This window comes from Micromonospora sp. U21, from assembly GCF_018070045.1.
GTDB lineage: Bacteria > Actinomycetota > Actinomycetes > Mycobacteriales > Micromonosporaceae > Micromonospora.
Genome location: NZ_JAGPYK010000045.1, coordinates 20,769 through 39,175 on the forward strand (window position 1 = coordinate 20,769; position 18,407 = coordinate 39,175).

The 18,407-nt window shown below is 72.2% G+C and carries 18 protein-coding genes; 16 read left to right on the forward strand and 2 right to left on the reverse strand.

What is annotated here, in order from left to right; all coding sequences use genetic code 11:
- Nucleotides 1-14: 14 nt before the first annotated feature.
- The 5 genes from KBX63_RS32365 to KBX63_RS32385 all read left to right on the forward strand — a co-directional run bounded on the left by KBX63_RS32365 (nt 15) and on the right by KBX63_RS32385 (nt 4,369).
- A complete protein-coding gene (locus tag KBX63_RS32365; protein WP_210917951.1) occupies nt 15-584 on the forward strand; it encodes a glycosyltransferase in 570 nt (189 codons plus the stop codon).
- The gene (locus KBX63_RS32370; RefSeq protein ID WP_210917922.1) at nt 581-1,501 is read left to right on the forward strand and encodes a glycosyltransferase family 2 protein; all 921 of its coding nucleotides are present in this window, start codon (nt 581-583) and stop codon (nt 1,499-1,501) included. The genes KBX63_RS32365 and KBX63_RS32370 overlap by 4 nt, the downstream gene beginning before the upstream one ends.
- Nucleotides 1,502-1,567: 66 nt before the next feature.
- The gene (locus tag KBX63_RS32375) at nt 1,568-2,224 is read left to right on the forward strand and encodes a class I SAM-dependent methyltransferase (protein WP_210917924.1); all 657 of its coding nucleotides are present in this window, start codon (nt 1,568-1,570) and stop codon (nt 2,222-2,224) included.
- A gap of 463 nt (nt 2,225-2,687) precedes the next feature.
- On the forward strand, nt 2,688-3,866 hold the full coding sequence (gene aroC, locus KBX63_RS32380; protein ID WP_210917927.1) for a chorismate synthase: 1,179 nt from the start codon (nt 2,688-2,690) through the stop codon (nt 3,864-3,866).
- On the forward strand, nt 3,866-4,369 hold the full coding sequence (locus KBX63_RS32385; protein ID WP_210917928.1) for a shikimate kinase: 504 nt from the start codon (nt 3,866-3,868) through the stop codon (nt 4,367-4,369). The genes aroC and KBX63_RS32385 overlap by 1 nt, the downstream gene beginning before the upstream one ends.
- 95 nt (nt 4,370-4,464) lie before the next feature.
- Here KBX63_RS32385 and KBX63_RS32390 read toward each other — a convergent pair whose 3' ends face one another.
- Nucleotides 4,465-5,193, reverse strand: a complete 729-nt coding sequence (locus KBX63_RS32390; protein WP_210917929.1) for an alpha/beta fold hydrolase — start codon at nt 5,191-5,193, stop codon at nt 4,465-4,467.
- A gap of 79 nt (nt 5,194-5,272) precedes the next feature.
- Here KBX63_RS32390 and KBX63_RS32395 point away from each other — a divergent pair, with 79 nt between their 5' ends.
- The 5 genes from KBX63_RS32395 to nusB all read left to right on the forward strand — a co-directional run bounded on the left by KBX63_RS32395 (nt 5,273) and on the right by nusB (nt 9,158).
- Complete coding sequence (locus KBX63_RS32395; RefSeq protein ID WP_210917930.1) at nt 5,273-6,271, forward strand: YafY family protein; 999 nt, start codon at nt 5,273-5,275, stop codon at nt 6,269-6,271.
- 10 nt (nt 6,272-6,281) lie between these two features.
- Complete coding sequence (aroB, locus tag KBX63_RS32400) at nt 6,282-7,361, forward strand: 3-dehydroquinate synthase (protein WP_210917931.1); 1,080 nt, start codon at nt 6,282-6,284, stop codon at nt 7,359-7,361.
- Nucleotides 7,358-7,789: a type II 3-dehydroquinate dehydratase gene (gene aroQ, locus KBX63_RS32405; RefSeq protein ID WP_210917932.1), complete on the forward strand. Its 432-nt coding sequence runs from the start codon at nt 7,358-7,360 to the stop codon at nt 7,787-7,789. The genes aroB and aroQ overlap by 4 nt, the downstream gene beginning before the upstream one ends.
- A gap of 377 nt (nt 7,790-8,166) precedes the next feature.
- Nucleotides 8,167-8,724 carry an elongation factor P gene (gene efp, locus KBX63_RS32410; protein WP_210917934.1) on the forward strand — a complete coding sequence of 186 codons (558 nt, stop codon included), beginning with the start codon at nt 8,167-8,169 and terminating at the stop codon, nt 8,722-8,724.
- Between the two features lie 23 nt (nt 8,725-8,747).
- Entirely contained in the window at nt 8,748-9,158 is a 411-nt protein-coding gene (gene nusB, locus KBX63_RS32415; RefSeq protein WP_172899150.1) for a transcription antitermination factor NusB, read from the forward strand.
- A gap of 76 nt (nt 9,159-9,234) precedes the next feature.
- On the opposite strand, the gene KBX63_RS32420 is transcribed toward nusB, so the two are convergent.
- Nucleotides 9,235-9,723, reverse strand: a complete 489-nt coding sequence (locus KBX63_RS32420; RefSeq protein ID WP_007458348.1) for a transcriptional regulator — start codon at nt 9,721-9,723, stop codon at nt 9,235-9,237.
- Nucleotides 9,724-10,011: 288 nt separating this feature from the next.
- Here KBX63_RS32420 and pyrR point away from each other — a divergent pair, with 288 nt between their 5' ends.
- The 6 genes from pyrR to KBX63_RS32450 form a co-directional block, all read left to right on the forward strand.
- Nucleotides 10,012-10,596, forward strand: a complete 585-nt coding sequence (gene pyrR / locus KBX63_RS32425; RefSeq protein WP_210917936.1) for a bifunctional pyr operon transcriptional regulator/uracil phosphoribosyltransferase PyrR — start codon at nt 10,012-10,014, stop codon at nt 10,594-10,596.
- Complete coding sequence (locus KBX63_RS32430; protein WP_139582149.1) at nt 10,593-11,519, forward strand: aspartate carbamoyltransferase catalytic subunit; 927 nt, start codon at nt 10,593-10,595, stop codon at nt 11,517-11,519. The genes pyrR and KBX63_RS32430 overlap by 4 nt, the downstream gene beginning before the upstream one ends.
- Nucleotides 11,516-12,847 (forward strand): dihydroorotase, encoded by a 1,332-nt coding sequence (locus tag KBX63_RS32435; protein WP_210917939.1) that lies wholly within the window; start codon nt 11,516-11,518, stop codon nt 12,845-12,847. Before KBX63_RS32430 ends, KBX63_RS32435 begins: the two co-directional genes overlap by 4 nt.
- Nucleotides 12,847-14,010, forward strand: a complete 1,164-nt coding sequence (gene carA, locus KBX63_RS32440; protein ID WP_210917942.1) for a glutamine-hydrolyzing carbamoyl-phosphate synthase small subunit — start codon at nt 12,847-12,849, stop codon at nt 14,008-14,010. The genes KBX63_RS32435 and carA overlap by 1 nt, the downstream gene beginning before the upstream one ends.
- Nucleotides 14,003-17,395 carry a carbamoyl-phosphate synthase large subunit gene (gene carB / locus KBX63_RS32445; RefSeq protein ID WP_210917943.1) on the forward strand — a complete coding sequence of 1,131 codons (3,393 nt, stop codon included), beginning with the start codon at nt 14,003-14,005 and terminating at the stop codon, nt 17,393-17,395. The genes carA and carB overlap by 8 nt, the downstream gene beginning before the upstream one ends.
- Nucleotides 17,392-18,407, forward strand: a 1,016-nt coding sequence (locus tag KBX63_RS32450; protein ID WP_210917944.1) for a quinone-dependent dihydroorotate dehydrogenase, incomplete at its 3' end; no start/stop codon positions are given. The genes carB and KBX63_RS32450, both read left to right, overlap by 4 nt.

Below are 18,407 nucleotides of genomic sequence, written 5' to 3' on the forward strand. Positions count from 1 at the left end.
CCACCCAGGTCGGGCTGCTGATCGCGGTCGGCACCGACAAGCACCCGTTCGACCGGCTCGTCGACTGGCTGGCGCAGTGGCACACGCAGGCGAGCGACCGGGTCCGTCTCACCGTGCAGCACGGGCACACCCCGGCACCGCAGGTGCCCGGCGCGGTGCCGTTCCTCGGTCACGACGCGTTGCAGCGCGCGATGGCCGACGCCGACCTGGTGGTCTGCCACGGTGGCCCGGCGACCATCCTGGAGGCTCGCCGGCACGGCCACCTGCCCATCGTGGTGCCCCGCGACCCGGCGCGCGGCGAGCACGTCGACGACCACCAACAGCTCTTCGCCCGCCGGCTCGGCGCCGCCGGGCTGGTGGCGCTCTGCGAGACCCGGGAGGCGCTGCACTGCGCGCTGGCCGCCGGGCTGGCCGACCCGTCGCGGTACGCGGTGGCCGCCGACCCGGGCGCGCACGAGGCGAGACGGGCGGCGGTGGCCCGCGTCGGGCGGATCGTGGAGGACCTGGTGGCTCAGTCGGCCCGGCGCCAACCCTGGTGGCGGGCCTGGACGCGGTCCGGCCGTGGGGCGGAGGAGGACCGATGACCCGGCAGCCGAACGTCAGCGTCGTGGTGCCCACCCGCGACCGCCCGGAGCTGCTGCGCGCCGCGGTGCGGGCGATCCTGGCCCAGGAGTACCCGGGCCAGATCGAGGTCGTCGTGGTGTTCGACCAGTCCACGCCGGACGAGTCGCTGACCGGGTTGTCCGGCCCGGACCGCCCGGTGCGGGTGATCCGCAACGAGCGCACGCCGGGGTTGGCCGGGGCGCGCAACAGCGGCACCGTGGCCGCCGAGGGTGAGCTGGTCGCGTTCTGCGACGACGACGACGAGTGGTTGCCCGGCAAGCTGACAACCCAGGTCGACGCGCTGGTCGCCGACCCGGCGGCCGAGTTCGTCTGTTGCGGCATCCGGGTCAGCTACGACGGGCACACCGTGGACCGGGTGCTGGACCGGGACCGGATCACCCTGGACGACCTGCTGCGGGACCGGCTGACGGAGCTGCACCCGTCCACCTTCCTGATCCGCGCCGCCGCGCTGCGTGACGGGTTCAGGCTGGTCGACGAGGAGATCCCGGGCAGCTACGCCGAGGACTACGAGTTCCTGCTCCGGGCCGCGCGCAGCGCGCCGCTGATCAACCTGCGCACCCCGTCGGTGCTGGTCCGCTGGCACAAGCGCTCGTACTTCGCGCAGCGCTGGGACACCATCTCCGAGGCGTTGCAGTGGCTGCTGCAGCGCTACCCGGAGTTCGCCGGCCAACCGGCCGGCGAGGCCCGGGTGACCGGACAGATCGCGTTCGCCCGCGCCGCGTCCGGCGACCGCCGGGGCGCGCTGCGCTGGGCCCGGCGCACCCTGCGGCGCAATCCCCGCGAGCCGCGTGCCTACCTGGCGCTCGCGGTCGCCGGTCGGGTGGTGCGGGCCGACGCGGTGCTGCGCTCGCTGCACAAGCGCGGCCGGGGCATCTGACCGAATCGGGGACGGCGCAACCCACTCCACAAACGACGCGATCAGCAGATCGAAGGATAATAATCAATGGGACTCCACTCGCTCAGGTTCCGTCTTGTTGACTCGCCGACCTCGCTCGGAGCGAAACGGCGGGCGCGGCGCGCAGCCTGGCTGTCGGACACATTTCCGAACCTGGCCGACATGACTGTCCTCGACCTGGGCGGCCGAGTGGAGAGTTGGGCGCGCGTCCCCGTCCGGCCGGCGCACGTTCACGTGGTCAACCTGGAGCCGCTGCCCTCGGAACTGCCCGACTGGGCCGAGGCTGACCATGCCGATGCCTGCGAGCTGCCCAGGAGCATCCTGAGCCGCAAGTATGACCTCGTCTTCAGCAACAGCGTGCTGGAGCATGTCGGTGGTCACGAGCGTCGCCAGCGGATGGCCGAGGCGATCCGTGAGTTGGGGCGCGCGTACTGGGTGCAGACGCCGTACCGGTACTTCCCGATCGAGCCGCACTGGGTGGCCCCGGGAATGCAGTTCCTGCCGGTTTCGGCTCGGGTGGTGATGGCGCGCAGATGGCCGCTCGCCTATAACCCTGGCAAGTCGTACGAGGCGGCGATGAGGCAGGTGCTCACGACCGAACTGATCGGCCGCGCCGAACTTCGGTACCTGTTTCCGGACGCCACCATCCGCAACGAACGCCTGGCGGGTCTGACAAAGTCGATCATCGCGATCCGAAGTAACTGAACGAGTCGGCCGAGGACCACCAAGGGGGGGCCGGCATGTCGACCTTGACGATGAGCGCAATTCGGACCCCACGCCGTAGGTGATTGGGTCAACGGGGCGGTGCGGGGAAGAGTTGGCTCGGGTCACGCCAACCCTGCCCGGCCGGATTTGTTCGTAGTCCGCCAGCGTCGCATTGTGCGTTCTGCCGGCCCTACCGATCTGAGTTCATTCTCTTTCGCTGAATCCACAGCGTGAGCGCGGCAAGGCCTTTAAATGCGCAGGACGATTGGCCGGCAGGTCGGTTGGCCTGGCGGCACGCTGGAGCGAGACCGGAAGCGGTACTTGCTGTTGAACAACTTATGACCATGCCTCGATGGAAAAACAAGTGCAGATCGCACTTGCTCGGAATCGATTTCGCGTCCGCAGGGCGGGACGCTCCGGGCAGCGCGGCGGGGCGGCCACCGGCCGTGACAGACTGACCGCTGTGTTGCGCTGGTTGACTGCAGGTGAATCGCATGGTCCCGCCCTCGTCGCGCTGCTGGAGGGGGTGCCGGCCGGCATCGAGGTGAGCACCACCGAGATCGCCGACGAGCTGGCCCGCCGTCGGCTGGGCTACGGCCGTGGCGCCCGGATGTCGTTCGAGCGGGACGAGGTCGAGGTGCTCGGCGGCCTGCGGCACGGCGTCACACTCGGCAGCCCGGTCGCGATCCGGGTGGGCAACTCCGAGTGGCCGAAGTGGCGCACCGTCATGGCCGCCGACCCGGTGGACCCCGACGAACTCGCCCGGCAGGCCCGCAACGCACCGCTGACCCGCCCCCGGCCGGGCCACGCCGACCTGGCCGGCATGCAGAAGTACGGCCACACCGACGCCCGGCCGATCCTGGAGCGGGCCAGCGCCCGGGAGACCGCCGCCCGGGTGGCCGTCGGCGCGGTCGCCAAGGCGCTGATCCGGCAGGCGCTCGGCATCGAGATCGTCTCGCACGTCGTCGAGCTGGGTCCGGTGGCCGCGAAGCCCGGGCTGCGGCCGAGCCCGCAGGACGCCGCCCGGATCGACGCCGACCCGCTGCGCTGCCTCGACCCGGAGGCCAGCGCCCTGATGGTCGCCGAGGTGGACGCCGCGAAGAAGGCGGCGGACACCCTCGGCGGCGTGGTCGAGGTGCTGGCGTACGGAGTGCCGCCGGGGCTGGGCAGCCACGTGCAGTGGGACCGCAAGCTCGACGCGCGACTGGCCACCGCGCTGATGTCGATCCAGGCGATCAAGGGTGTGGAGATCGGTGACGGCTGGCAGCAGGCCCGGTCCCGTGGCTCCGAGGCGCACGACGAGATCATCCCGTCGGCGACCGGCGTCCGCCGGGTCACCGACCGGGCCGGTGGGCTCGAGGGCGGCATCACCACCGGTGAGCCGCTGCGGGTCCGGGCCGCGATGAAGCCGATCTCGTCGCTGAACCGGGCGCTGGCCACCGTGGACGTCACGACCGGCGAGCCGGCCACGGCGATCAACCAGCGCTCGGACGTCTGCGCGGTGCCCGCCGCCGCGGTGGTCGCCGAGGCGATGGTCGCGCTGGTGCTGGCCGAGGCGGCCACCGAGAAGTTCGGCGGGGACTCGGTCGCCGAGATCCGCCGCAACGTGGCCGGCTACCTCGACGCGCTGGTCATCCGCTGATGGCGCCGGTCGTCGTCCTGGTCGGTGCGCCCGGCTGCGGCAAGACCACGGTCGGGGAGGCGCTCGCCACGGCACTCGGGGTGGAGTTCCGCGACACCGACGCCGACATCGAGCGGATGGCCGGCAAGCCCATCCCGGAGATCTTCATCGACGAGGGTGAGGCGCACTTCCGTACCCTCGAACGGGCCGCGGTGGCCGCGGCGCTGGCGGCCAGTTCGGGGGTGCTCGCCCTCGGCGGTGGCGCGGTGCTGGCCGAGGAGACGCGGGCCGCCCTGGTCGGGCACCGGGTGGTGCACCTCTCGGTCGAGCTGCCCGACGCGGTGAAGCGGGTCGGGCTGGGCGCCGGCCGCCCGCTGCTGGCGATCAACCCGCGGGCCACCCTCAAGCACCTGATGGACCAGCGCCGGCCGCTCTACGCCGAGGTGGCCACCGCGACGGTGACCACCGACGGTCGGACCCCGGAGGAGATCGTCGCCGAGATCGCCGCGTTGCTGCCCCGCTGACGCCGGCCCGGCCGGTGAGCTACCGGCCGGGCCGGCGGGCGGGGCGGTCGCCGACGACGTTGCGAACCGCCGTCGGAGCCCACGCTTGGCCTTTCTCAGCCTCGGGCGGCGGCGTCGAGCACGTCGGCCAGGGCCTTCGGCTCGCTGAGCATCGGCCAGTGCCCGGTTGGCACCTCGAACAGCTGGCCACCGGCCAGCCCGGTGAAGAAGGGGTGCCCCTCGCCGATCATCTGCCGCACCACCGCCAGCGGGAAGGTGCTGGCGACCAGCGCGGTCGGGACCGGACGACCGCCGGCGCGTCGCACCGGGTCGGTGGCGGCCCGCAGCGGCTGCGGGGTGGCCCGGGCCCGCAGCAGGGCCAGCGTCGGTTCGTCCAGCCCGGCCAGGTTGGTCGGGTCGGCCGCCGGGTCGAAGGCCGGCGGCGGCAGCAGGTGACCGGTGCCGATCGCGGCCCGAAGGTGTTCCTGCTCCTCCGGTGGCACGGTGTCGAACTGCGTGACGCCGTCCGGCAGCGGCCCGCTCTCCACGTAGACCACCCGGGCGATCCGGTCCGGGACACGGTCCGCCGCCTGGGCGACCGGCATCCCGCCGCCGGAGTGCCCGACCAGCAGCACCTCGCGCAGGTCCTCGACCTCGATCAGCCGGACGATGTCGGCGGTGTGCGTCTCCAGGCCGACCTCCGGCCCGGCCAGGTGGTCCCGTTCGGCCAACCCGGTCAGCGTCATCGGGTACACCTCGTGCCCCTGCGCGCGCAGCGCCGAGGTCACCTCCCGCCACGCCCAGGCACCCAACCAGAACCCCGGAACCAGCACGAACGTCGCCATCTGTCGCTCCTTCTCTCGGTTACCGAATGACCGTACGATCGAAACCGGACAGAATCCGCCCGGTTTTGAGGAGTGGTCCGTGTCACATCCCGCCGGTCGCGTGCTGGCAATGCTCGAACTGCTGCAGGCCCGGCACCGCTCGACGGCCGTCGAGCTCGCGGGCCGGCTCGGCGTGGACGAGCGGACCGTGCGCCGGTACGCGACCACCCTCGTCGAGCTGGGCATCCCCGTCATCGCCGACCGGGGCCGCTACGGCGGCTACCGGCTGCACCCCGGGTACAAGCTGCCGCCGCTGATGCTCACCGACGACGAGGCGGTGGCCGTGCTGCTCGGCCTGGTCGTCGCCGAACGGGTCGGGCTCGCCACCGAACTGCCGGCCACCGCCACCGCGCTGGCGAAGATCCGCCGGGTGCTGCCGGCGGCGCTCGCCGACCGGCTGACCGCCGTGCAGGAACACCTCGGCTTCACCCTGCGGCGCACGGAGCCGGAGCAGGCCCCGGCGTCCGGCACCCTGCTCACCCTGGCCGCAGCCGCCCGGCACCGGCAGCGGGTGGCGCTGGACTACCGCTCGTGGCGGGGTGAGCAGTCGCACCGTGAGCTCGACCCGTACGGGCTGGTCTTCCACGCCGGCCGCTGGTACGTCATCGGCCACGACCACCGGCGCGGGGAGGTCCGCACCTTCCGGCTGGACCGGATCGGCGCCGTGACGCCCGGCGTGGCGACGTTCACCGTGCCGGACGGCTTCGACCCGGTGGCCCGGGTGACCCGGTCGCTTGCCGGCGTGCCCTACACGCACGAGGTCGAGGTGCTGCTGGAGACCGACCTGGTCGCCGCCCGGCGCCGCGTCCCGCCCAGCGTGGCCGAGCTGACCGCCACCACCGACGGGGTGCTGCTGCGGGCCCGGGCGGAGAGCCTGCCCGGTATGGCCGCGCTGCTCGCCGGGCTGGGCTGCGCGTTCACCGTGCGGCACCCGGACGCGTTGCGCACCGCGGTGGCCGAGCACGCGCGCCTGCTGGCGGACTGGGCCGCCCGGCCAGCAGGTGGGCGGACGCGGTCACCGCGCCGCCCGCTGGACTAGGCTGCCGGCGATGGACGAGGTGACCCGGATCGCGGTCGGCGGCGAACGGCCGTACGACGTGCTGGTCGGACGCGACCTGTTGGACACGCTGCCCGGGCTGCTGCCCGGCGCGACCCGGGCGGCGGTGCTGCACGCGCCTCCGCTCAAGGGGCTCGCCGACGCGCTCGGCGAGCGGCTGCGCGCGGCCGGCGTCGAGCCGCTGCCGATCGAGGTGCCCGACGCCGAGGCGGGCAAGCAGATCGACGTGGCGGCCGCCTGCTGGGCCCAACTCGGCGCGGCCGGCTTCACCCGTACCGACGCGGTGGTCGGTGTCGGCGGCGGCGCGGTGACCGACCTGGCCGGCTTCGTCGCCGCCTGCTGGCTGCGCGGGGTGCGGTGGGTGCCGGTGGCCACCTCACTGCTGGGCATGGTGGACGCCGCGGTGGGCGGCAAGACCGGGATCAACACCGCCGCCGGCAAGAACCTGGTGGGCGCGTTCCACCCGCCGGTCGGCGTGCTGGCCGACCTGGCCACCCTGGACAGCCTGCCCGCGGTCGACCTTGCGGCCGGGCTGGCCGAGGTGGTCAAGTGCGGCTTCATCGCCGATCCGGCGATCCTGGATCTGGTCGAACGTGAGCCGGCGGCGGCCACCGACCCGCGCGGTGCGGTCACCCGGGAGCTGATCGAGCGGGCGATCCGGGTCAAGGCCGACGTGGTCGCCGGTGACCTGCGTGAGTCGGGCCTGCGGGAGGTGCTCAACTACGGCCATACGCTGGCCCACGCGATCGAGCAGGTCGAGGGCTACCGCTGGCGGCACGGCCATGCCGTCGCCGTCGGCCTGGTGTACGCCGCTGCGCTGGCCCGGCTCGCCGGCCGGCTGGACGCGCCGACCGCCGACCGGCACCGGGTCGTCCTGACCGCGCTCGGCCTGCCGGTGAGCTACCCGGCCGACGCCTGGGCGCAGCTGCTGGCCGCGATGCGGGTGGACAAGAAGGCCCGGGGCAGTCGGCTGCGGTTCGTGGTGCTGGACGGGCTGGCCCGCCCGGCGATGCTCGAGGGCCCGGACGACGCGCTGCTCGCGGCCGCGTACCGGGAGGTGGGCACCCAGTGAGGGTGTACGTGTTGAACGGGCCGAACCTGGGCCGGCTGGGCACCCGCGAGCCCGCGGTGTACGGCGCGACCAGCTACGCCGACCTGGTGGCGCTCTGCGAGCGGACCGGCCGGGAGTTGGGGCTCGACGTGACGGTCCGGCAGACCGACGCCGAGTACGAGTTGCTCGGCTGGCTGCACGCCGCTGCCGACGAGGCCGCCGCGGTGGTGCTCAACCCGGCGGCCTGGTCGCACTACTCGTACGCCGTGCGGGACGCCTGCGCCATGCTGCGTGGGCCGTTGGTCGAGGTGCACATCTCCAACATCCACGCCCGGGAGGAGTTCCGGCACCACTCGGTGATCTCCGCGGTGGCGACCGGGGTGATCTGCGGGCTCGGCATCGACGGCTATCGTCTCGCCCTGCACTACCTCGCCGCTTCGACAAACTGACGGGCACACGCATCACCGACCGTAACCGTCACTGACGGCAACCCTGCTCTCCCCGACCCGGCGGCGCGGCACCATCCAGGCGCGTCCTTTGCTCTGCTTCAACGGACGCAACACAGGCTGTGAGCTGCCAATACGCGCTGAGCGTCGGGGCGGGGAAGCCTGTACACCCGATACGCGGCGTGACTGTTGCGCCGGTTGAAGCAGAGTAAAGGGCGCAAGGGGTACGGGTGGCAGGGGTCTGAAGGTTACGAAACGTGATCGTCGCCCGGTTCGACCTGTGGGCGCGGGATCGGCGGCCGTGACATGGCGGGCAACCTGCCTCGACGCAGCTAGTAGACTCGTCAGGTCTGTCCGCCAATTGATGATCAAGGCAGGAAATGGCCTCCACCAACGACCTCAAAAACGGCCTGGTACTCAACCTTGACGGCGAGCTCTGGGCCGTCGTCGAGTTCCAGCACGTCAAGCCCGGTAAGGGTGGTGCGTTCGTGCGCACCACGCTGAAGAACGTGCTGTCCGGGAAGGTGGTCGACAAGACCTTCAACGCGGGCACCAAGGTCGAGACCGCGACCGTGGACAAGCGCACGATGCAGTACCTGTACGCCGACGGCGAAGACTACGTCTTCATGGATCTGGAGACGTTCGACCAGATCACGGTCCCCGGCGGCACCGTCGGTGAGGCGGCCAACTACCTCCTCCCCGAGGCCGAGGCGACCGTCGCCACGCACGAGAGCGTCCCGCTCTACATCGAGCTGCCGACCAGCGTGGTGCTGGAGGTGACCTACACCGAGCCGGGTCTGCAGGGCGACCGGTCGACCGGCGGCAACAAGCCGGCCACCGTCGAGACCGGCGCGACCGTGCAGGTGCCGCTGTTCATCACCACCGGCGAGAAGATCAAGGTCGACACGCGCGACGGCCGTTACCTCGGCCGCTCCTGATGGCAGAGGGTCCCAAGCAGCAGATGCCGGCGCGCCGCAAGGCGCGCAAGCGGGCGCTGGATGTCCTCTACGAGGCCGACCTACGGGACCGGCCCCCGGTCGAGGTGCTCGCCGGCTACGTGCAGCGGATCGAGCAGCCCCGACCGGAGCACCTGGGCTACGCGGTGGGCCTGGTCGAGGGGGTCGCCGAGCACCTCAACCGGATCGACGAGCTGATCGCCAGCTATGCCGAGGGTTGGACGCTGGAGCGGATGCCGGTGGTGGACCGCAACCTGGCCCGGATCGCGGTCTACGAGCTGCTCTACGTCGACGAGATCGACGACGCGGTGGCGATCAGCGAGGCCGTGGAGCTGGCCCGCCAGATGTCCACCGACGACTCGCCGCGCTTCCTCAACGGCATCCTCGGCCGGATCGCCGAGTACGCCACCCGCTGAGCGCGCCCGCTCAGCGCCCGTACCACGAAAAAGGGCCCGTGCCGGATGGCACGGGCCCTTTCGGTGGTTCGGTGGTTCAGGAGGCGAAGAACGCCCGGGGGTCGGCGACCAGCACACCGTGCTCGGTGAGCCGCTCGATCAGACCCGACGGCGAGGCGTCGTAGACGATCGCGAGCGCCCGCAGGTCGTCGGCGCGGATGGAGAGCACCCGGCCGTTGTAGTCGCCGCGCTGCTGCTGGATGGCGCGAGCGTACCGCGCGACGTAGGCCAGATCCTCGGAGGCTTCGTCGTAGAGCCGCTCCAGGTCCAGGACAATCTTGCTGGTGGGCTCATGACGGACCCCGCTGCCGTCGGGCAGCAGCTCCGAGACGGGGACACGGTAGAACTCGGCAAGCTCGGCCAGGCGGGACACCGTCACGGCACGGTCGCCACGCTCGTACGACCCGACCACCACGGCCTTCCACCGCCCGTTCGACTTCTCCTCCACGCCCTGCAGGGAGAGGCCCTGCTGTTGGCGGATGGAGCGCAGGCGGGCGCCCAGAGACTTGGCGTATTCAGAGGGCATTCGGACACTCCCAGTGCTGCTCGGGGTTCTCCCGTCGATCGCTACGGAGCGTGACGGTACGGGGAATGCGACACCTGGTCAAGTGGTCGTGACCCTACCGTTGGGGAGCACCGGGGGAGTTATCCCCATTTCGTCGGCCTGATCCGATGGTCAGCGGCCGCCGTCCATCGGCCCGGTGACCACTGGTAACGTGGCGTGAAGCCCCGGCCCAGGTCCGCCCGCGGTCCGGCCGGAGGTGCCCGACATCCTTTAACGACCCGTCCCGTGAGGCGGGGAAGGAGGTCCGCCGTGGCATACCCACCGGCTGCCCGCTCGTCACCACCGCGACAACCCTCGGTGAAGGTGATCCTCGCCAGCGCCGACGTGCAACGCGTGGTCGACCGCATCGCCCACCAGATCCTGGAGAAGACCCAGGGCGCCGCCGAGACGGTGCTGCTGGGGATTCCCACCCGGGGCGCCCCCCTCGCCCGGCGGCTCGCCTCCCGGATCAGCACCTTCGAGGACGTCGCCGTCCCGGTCGGTGTGCTCGACATCACCCTGTACCGCGACGACCTGCGCCGGCACGCCACCCGCGCGATCGGCCCCACCGAGCTGCCGCCCGGCGGCATCGACGGCAGGAGGGTCATCCTCGTCGACGACGTGCTCTTCTCCGGCCGCACCGTCCGGGCCGCGCTCGACGCGCTCAACGACGTGGGCCGTCCGGCGTCCGTGCAGCTCGCCGTCCTGGTCGACCGCGGCCACCGGGAGCTGCCGATCCGCGCCGACTACGTCGGCAAGAACATCCCGACCTCGCTCGCCGAGAGCGTCAAGGTGACGCTCGCCGAGACCGACGGGACGGACGAGGTCAAGCTGTACGGGGGGACCACCTCATGATCAGGCACCTGCTCTCCGGCGCGGACCTGGACGCCGACACCGCCACCGAGATCCTGGACACCGCCGCCGAGATGGCCACGGTCGCCGGCCGCGAGATCAAGAAGCTGCCCGCGCTGCGCGGCCGGACGGTGGTGAACCTCTTCTACGAGGACTCGACCCGCACCCGGATCTCCTTCGAGGCGGCCGCCAAGCGGCTCAGCGCCGACGTGATCAACTTTTCGGCGAAGGGGTCCAGCGTCACCAAGGGCGAGAGCCTGAAGGACACGGCGCTGACCCTGCAGGCCATGGGCGCCGACGCGGTGGTCGTCCGGCACCCCGCCTCCGGCGCGCCGCACCGGCTGGCCAACTGGGTGGACGGGTCGGTGGTCAACGCCGGTGACGGCACCCACGAGCACCCCACCCAGGCGTTGCTGGACGCGTACACCATGCGGGCCCGGCTGGGCCGGCTGGCCGGCCTGTCGGTCGCGGTGGTCGGGGACGTGCTGCACTCCCGGGTGGCCCGCTCCAACGTGCTGCTGCTCTCCACCCTCGGCGCCAAGGTCACCCTGGTCGGCCCGCCCACCCTCATCCCGGTGGACATCGCCGCGGCGCTCGCGCCGGGCACCGACGTCTCCTACGACCTCGACTCCGTGCTGCCCAACGTGGACGTGGTGATGATGCTGCGGGTGCAGCGGGAGCGGATGAACGACTCCTACTTCCCGTCCGCCCGCGAGTACGCCCGCCGCTACGGCCTGGACGGGCCGCGGATGCGCCGGCTGCCCGAGCACGCGATCGTCATGCACCCCGGCCCGATGAACCGGGGGATGGAGATCACCCCCGAGGTGGCCGACTCACCCCGCTCCACCATCGTCGAACAGGTCACCAACGGGGTTTCCGTGCGGATGGCCGTCCTCTACCTGCTGCTCGGAGGGAACAACCGGTGACCGCGTACCTGATCACCAGCGTGAGCGTCGTCGGCGCCGCGCCGACCGACCTGCTGATCCGCGACGGCGTGGTCGCCGAGGTCGGCCCGGGGCTGTCCGCGCCGGACGCCACCGTCATCGACGGCACCGGGCTGGTCGCCCTGCCCGGCCTGGTCGATCTGCACACCCACCTGCGCGAGCCCGGCCGGGAGGACGCCGAGACCGTCGAGTCCGGCTCCCGCGCGGCGGCGCTGGGCGGCTACACCGCGGTCTGCGCGATGGCCAACACCTCCCCGGTCGCGGACACCGCCGGCGTCGTCGAGCAGGTCTGGCGGCTCGGCCGGGAGGCCGGGCTGGCCGACGTGCAGCCGATCGGCGCCGTCACCGTCGGGCTGGCCGGTGAGCGCCTCGCCGAACTGGGCGCGATGGCCGACTCCGCGGCCCGGGTGCGGATCTTCTCCGACGACGGGCACTGCGTCGCCGACCCGAAGCTGATGCGCCGGGCCCTGGAGTACGTCAAGGCGTTCGACGGGATCATCGCCCAGCACGCCGAGGAGCCCCGGCTCACCGAGGGCGCCCAGATGCACGAGGGTGAGGTCTCCACCCGGCTCGGCCTGATCGGCTGGCCGGCGGTCGCCGAGGAGGCGATCATCGCCCGGGACGTGCTGCTCGCCGAGCACGTGGGCAGCCGGCTGCACGTCTGCCACGTCTCCACGGCCGGCAGCGTCGAGGTGCTGCGCCACGCCAAGGCGCGCGGGGTGCGGGTCACCGCCGAGGTCACGCCGCACCACCTGCTGCTCACCGACGAGGTCGTGAGCGGGAGGAGTGAGCTTGCGAGCCCCGCACTCGCGAACAACTGGAGCCCAGCCGGAGCCTACGATCCCGTCTTCAAGGTCAACCCGCCGCTGCGCACCGCCGCGGACGTCGCCGCCCTGCGTGCCGCGCTCGCCGACGGGGTGCTCGACGTGATCGCCACCGACCACGCCCCGCACGCCGTGGAGGACAAGGAGTGCGAGTGGGCGTACGCCCGGCCGGGGATGCTCGGCCTGGAGACGGCGCTCTCGATCGCGCTCGACGTGCTCGGCCCGCAGTGGGACCTGATCGCCGAGCGGATGTCGCGCGCCCCGGCCCGGATCGCCGGCCTGGCCGGGCACGGCGTCGACCCGGCGCCCGGTGTGCCGGCCAACCTGACCCTGATCGACCCGGCCGCCCGCCGCACCATCGAGCCGGCGGAGCTGGCCAGTCGCAGTCGCAACACCCCGTACGCCCGCATGACGCTGCCGGGTCGCATCGTGGCGACCTTCCTGCGTGGCGAGCCGACGGTCCTGGACGGAAAGGCAGTCAAGTAATGGCCAAGCGCAGGCCCGCGATCCTCGTGCTCGAGGACGGGCGCACGTTCCCCGGCGAGGCGTACGGCAGCGTCGGGGAGACGTTCGGCGAGGCGGTCTTCACCACCGGCATGACCGGCTACCAGGAGACCCTTACCGACCCGTCCTACCACCGGCAGGTCGTGGTGCAGACCGCGCCGCACATCGGCAACACGGGTGTCAACGGCGAGGACGACGAGTCCGGCCGCATCTGGGTGGCCGGGTACGTGGTGCGCGACCCGGCCCGCATCGGCTCGAACTGGCGGGCCACCGGCAGCCTCGAGGACCGGCTCGCGACCGAGGGCGTGGTCGGCATCAGCGGGGTGGACACCCGCGCGTTGACCCGTCACCTGCGCGAGCGGGGCGCCATGCGGGTCGGCATCTCCAGCGTGGACAACGACCCGCAGAGCCTGCTGGCCCGGGTCCGGCAGGCGCCGCAGATGGTCGGCGCGGACCTCTCCACCGAGGTGACCACCCCCGAGCCGTACGTCGTCGAGGCGGTCGGCGAGCACCGGTTCACCGTGGCCGCGCTGGATCTCGGCATCAAGCGCAACGTCCCGCGCCGGCTCGCCGCCCGCGGGGTGACCACCCACGTGCTGCCGGCGGGGTCGACCATCGACGACCTGCTCGCCACCGGCGCCGACGCGATCTTCCTGTCGCCCGGCCCCGGCGACCCGGCCACCGCCGACGGCCCGGTGGCGCTGGCCCGGGAGGCGCTGCAGCGGCGGGTGCCCCTGTTCGGCATCTGCTTCGGCAGCCAGATCCTCGGCCGGGCGCTCGGCTTCGGCACCTACAAGCTGGGCTACGGCCACCGGGGGATCAACCAGCCGGTGCTAGACCGGGCCACCGGCAAGGTCGAGGTGACCAGCCACAACCACGGCTTCGCCGTCCAGCTGCCCGGCGCGGGGCACGGCGCGGTGGTCCCCGATCAGGTGATCGACACCGACTTCGGCGGCGTCCGGGTGTCACACGTCTGCCTCAATGACAACGTCGTCGAGGGGCTGCGGGCCGTGGACGTGCCCGCCTTCACCGTTCAGTACCACCCGGAGGCGGCGGCCGGCCCGCACGACGCGGACTACCTCTTCGACCGCTTCGCCGAGCTCATCGAGGGCCGGACCCACAGCGAGGGGCGCACGAATGCCTAAGCGGACCGATCTCAAGCACATCCTGGTGATCGGCTCCGGGCCGATCGTCATCGGGCAGGCCTGCGAGTTCGACTACTCCGGCACCCAGGCCTGCCGGGTGCTGCGCAGCGAGGGGATCCGGGTCAGCCTGGTCAACTCCAACCCGGCGACGATCATGACCGACCCGGAGTTCGCCGACGCCACGTACGTCGAGCCGATCACCCCGGAGTTCGTGGAGCTGGTCATCGCCAAGGAGCGCCCGGACGCCATCCTGGCCACCCTCGGCGGGCAGACCGCGCTGAACACCGCGGTCGCCCTGCACGAGGCCGGCGTGCTGGACAAGTACGGCGTGGAGCTGATCGGCGCGAACATCGACGCGATCAACCGCGGCGAGGACCGCCAGCTGTTCAAGGAGATCGTGGCCAAGGCCGGGGTCCGCCTCGGCGTCGAGGACCCGGCCGCGCTGGTGCCCCGCTCCCGGGTGTGCCACTCGATGGACGAGGTCGAGGCGACCGTCGCCGAGCTGGGCCTGCCGGTGGTGATCCGGCCGTCGTTCACCATGGGCGGCCTGGGCTCCGGCATGGCGCACACCCCGGAGGACCTGGCCCGCATCGCCGGCGAAGGCCTGTCCGCCAGCCCGGTGCACGAGGTGCTCATCGAGGAGAGCGTGCTCGGCTGGAAGGAGTACGAGCTCGAGCTGATGCGCGACCGGCACGACAACGTGGTGGTGGTCTGCTCGATCGAGAACGTCGACCCGATGGGTGTGCACACCGGCGACAGCGTCACCGTGGCCCCGGCCATGACGCTCACCGACCGGGAGTACCAGCGCCTGCGTGACCTGGGCATCGCGGTGCTGCGTGAGGTCGGGGTGGACACCGGCGGCTGCAACATCCAGTTCGCGGTCAACCCGGTCGATGGCCGGATCGTCGTGATCGAGATGAACCCCCGGGTGTCGCGGTCCTCGGCACTGGCGTCCAAGGCGACCGGCTTCCCGATCGCCAAGATCGCGGCCAAGCTGGCGATCGGCTACACCCTCGACGAGATTCCCAACGACATCACGTTGAAGACCCCGGCGGCGTTCGAGCCGTCCCTGGACTACGTGGTGGTGAAGATTCCCCGGTTCGCGTTCGAGAAGTTCCCCGGCGCGGACCCGGAACTGACCACCACGATGAAGTCGGTCGGCGAGGCGATGAGCCTCGGGCGCAACTTCAGCGAGGCGCTGAACAAGGCCATGCGCTCGATGGAAACCAAGTCAGCCGGTTTCTGGAGTGTGCCGGACCCGGCGGGCGTCACCCTGGCGGACACCCTCGCCGCGCTGCGGATCCCGCACGACGGCCGGCTGTACACCGTCGAGCGGGCGCTGCGGCTCGGCGCGTCGATCGCCGAGGTCGCCGAGGCGTCCGGCGGGATCGACCCGTGGTTCCTGGACCAGATCGCCGCGCTGATCGAGCTGCGCGCCGAGATCGTGGACGCACCGGTGCTCGACGCCGAACTGCTGCGCCGGGCCAAGCGGGCCGGCCTCTCCGACCGGCAGCTCGCCGCCCTGCGGCCGGAGCTGGCCGCCGAGGACGGCGTGCGAACGCTGCGGCACCGTCTCGACGTGCGCCCGGTCTACAAGACCGTGGACACCTGCGCGGCCGAGTTCGAGGCCACCACGCCGTACCACTACTCGACGTACGACTCGGAGACCGAGGTCGTGCCGTCGGATCGGCCCAAGGTGCTGATCCTGGGCTCCGGCCCGAACCGGATCGGGCAGGGCATCGAGTTCGACTACTCGTGCGTGCACGCGGTTCAGGCGCTGCGGAGCGCGCCGATCGGCGGAGCCGCCGCGTCCGTCTCCGGTGCCGTGGGCACCGGCTACGAGACGGTCATGGTCAACTGCAACCCGGAGACGGTCTCCACCGACTACGACACCGCCGACCGGCTCTACTTCGAGCCGTTGACCTTCGAGGACGTGCTGGAGGTCTGGCACGCCGAGGACTCCTCCGGCCGGGCGGCCGGCGGGCCGGGCGTGGTCGGTGTGATCGTGCAGCTGGGCGGGCAGACCCCGCTGGGGCTGGCGCAGCGGCTCAAGAACGCCGGTGTGCCGGTGGTCGGCACCTCCCCGGAGTCGATCCACCTGGCCGAGGAGCGGGGCGCGTTCGGCGCGGTGCTGGCCCGGGCCGGGCTGCGCGCGCCGGCGCACGGCATGGCCACCTCGTACGACGAGGCCAAGACGATCGCCGACGAGATCGGTTACCCGGTGCTGGTCCGGCCGTCGTACGTGCTGGGCGGGCGGGGCATGGAGATCGTCTACGACGACCCGACGCTGCGCGACTACATCGGCCGGGCCACCGAAATCTCCCCGGACCACCCGGTGCTGGTGGACCGCTTCCTCGACGACGCCATCGAGATCGACGTGGACGCGCTGTGCGACGCCGACGGCGAGGTCTACGTCGGCGGGGTGATGGAGCACATCGAGGAGGCCGGCATCCACTCCGGCGACTCGTCCTGCGCGCTGCCGCCGATCACCCTCGCGGGTTCGCACCTGGCCGAGGTTCGTCGCTACACCGAGGCGATCGCCCGCGGTGTCGGCGTCCGCGGCCTGCTCAACGTGCAGTACGCCCTCAAGGACGACGTGCTCTACGTGCTGGAGGCCAACCCGCGGGCGTCGCGGACGGTCCCGTTCGTCTCCAAGGCGACCGCAGTGCCGCTGGCGAAGGCGGCGGCCCGGATCGCGCTCGGGGCGAGCATCGCCGAGCTGCGCGCCGAGGGTCTGCTCCCGGCGGCCGGGGACGGCGGCACCATGCCCGCCGACGCGCCGATCGCGGTGAAGGAGGCGGTGCTGCCGTTCAAGCGCTTCCGCACCCGCTCGGGCAAGGGGATCGACTCGCTGCTCGGGCCGGAGATGAAGTCGACCGGCGAGGTGATGGGCATCGACACCAACTTCGGGCACGCCTTCGCCAAGAGCCAGTCGGCCGCGTACGGCTCGCTGCCGACCGCCGGGAAGATCTTCGTCTCGGTGGCCAACCGGGACAAGCGCGGCATGATCTTCCCGATCAAGCGCCTGGCTGATCTCGGCTTCGAGATCGTCGCGACCACCGGCACGGCCGAGGTGCTGCGCCGGCACGGCATCGCCTGCGAGCAGATCCGCAAGCACTACCAGGCTGGCGAGGGGGACGACGCGGTGTCCCTGATCCTCGGCGGCGCCGTGGCGCTGGTGATCAACACGCCGCAGGGTTCGGGCGCCAGCGCCCGCTCGGACGGCTACGAGATCCGCAGCGCCGCGGTCACCGCGGACATCCCCTGCATCACCACGGTCCCCGGTGCCGCCGCCGCGGTGATGGGCATCGAGGCCAGGATCCGCGGCGACATGCAGGTCCGTCCCCTCCAGGACCTGCACGCCACCCTCCGGGCCGCCCAGTGACCCTGTTCGAGCGCGCGGTGCGGCCCTGGCTGTTCCGGATCGGAAACGGGGACGCGGAGGCGGCGCACGAGTGGACGTTGCGGCGGTTGACCGCGCTGTCCCGGCGGCCGGCCGCACTGGCGGCGCTGCGTGCCCGGTACGCGGTCCGGGCACCGCGCACGGTGTTCGGTGTCGATTTCCCCAACCCGGTCGGGTTGGCCGCCGGGATGGACAAGGACGGGGCGGCGTTGCCGGCCTGGCCGGCGCTCGGCTTCGGTTTCGTCGAAGTCGGCACGGTCACCGCGCACGCCCAGCCGGGCAACCCCCGGCCGCGGCTGTTCCGGCTGCCGGCCAGCGAGGCGGTGGTCAACCGGATGGGCTTCAACAACGCCGGCGCCGCCGCGCTGGCCGCCCGGCTGGCCGCGCTGCGGCGCCCGATCGGCGTACCGCTCGGCATCTCGCTGGGCAAGTCCAAGGTGACCCCGCTCGACGAGGCGGTCGAGGACTACCTCGCCTCGTACCGGGCGCTGCGCGGGCACGGCGACTACTTCGCGGTGAACGTCTCCTCACCGAACACCCCGGGGCTGCGCTCGTTGCAGGACCGCGCGCACCTGGACGCGCTGCTCGCCGCGCTGGTCGGGGAGAAGCCGGTGCTGGTCAAGATTGCACCTGATCTGACCGAGGCGGCGATCGCCGAGTTGCTGGAGGTCTGCCTGGCCCGCGGCGCGGCCGGGGTGATCGCCACCAACACCACCCTGGCCCGGGGTGGTCTCGCCCCAATGGACGCCGAGCGCGGCGCGCAGGCCGGCGGCCTCTCCGGCCGGCCGCTCACCGGCCGGGCGCGAGAGGTGGTCGCCTTCGTGCACCGGGAGACCGGCGGCCGACTACCGATCATCGGGGTCGGCGGTGTGCTGGACCCGGACGACGCGGCCCGGATGTTCGACGCCGGCGCCGCCCTGGTGCAGCTCTACACCGGCTTCATCTACCGAGGTCCCGCCCTGGTCCGAGCCGCCGCCCGCGCCACGGCCACAGT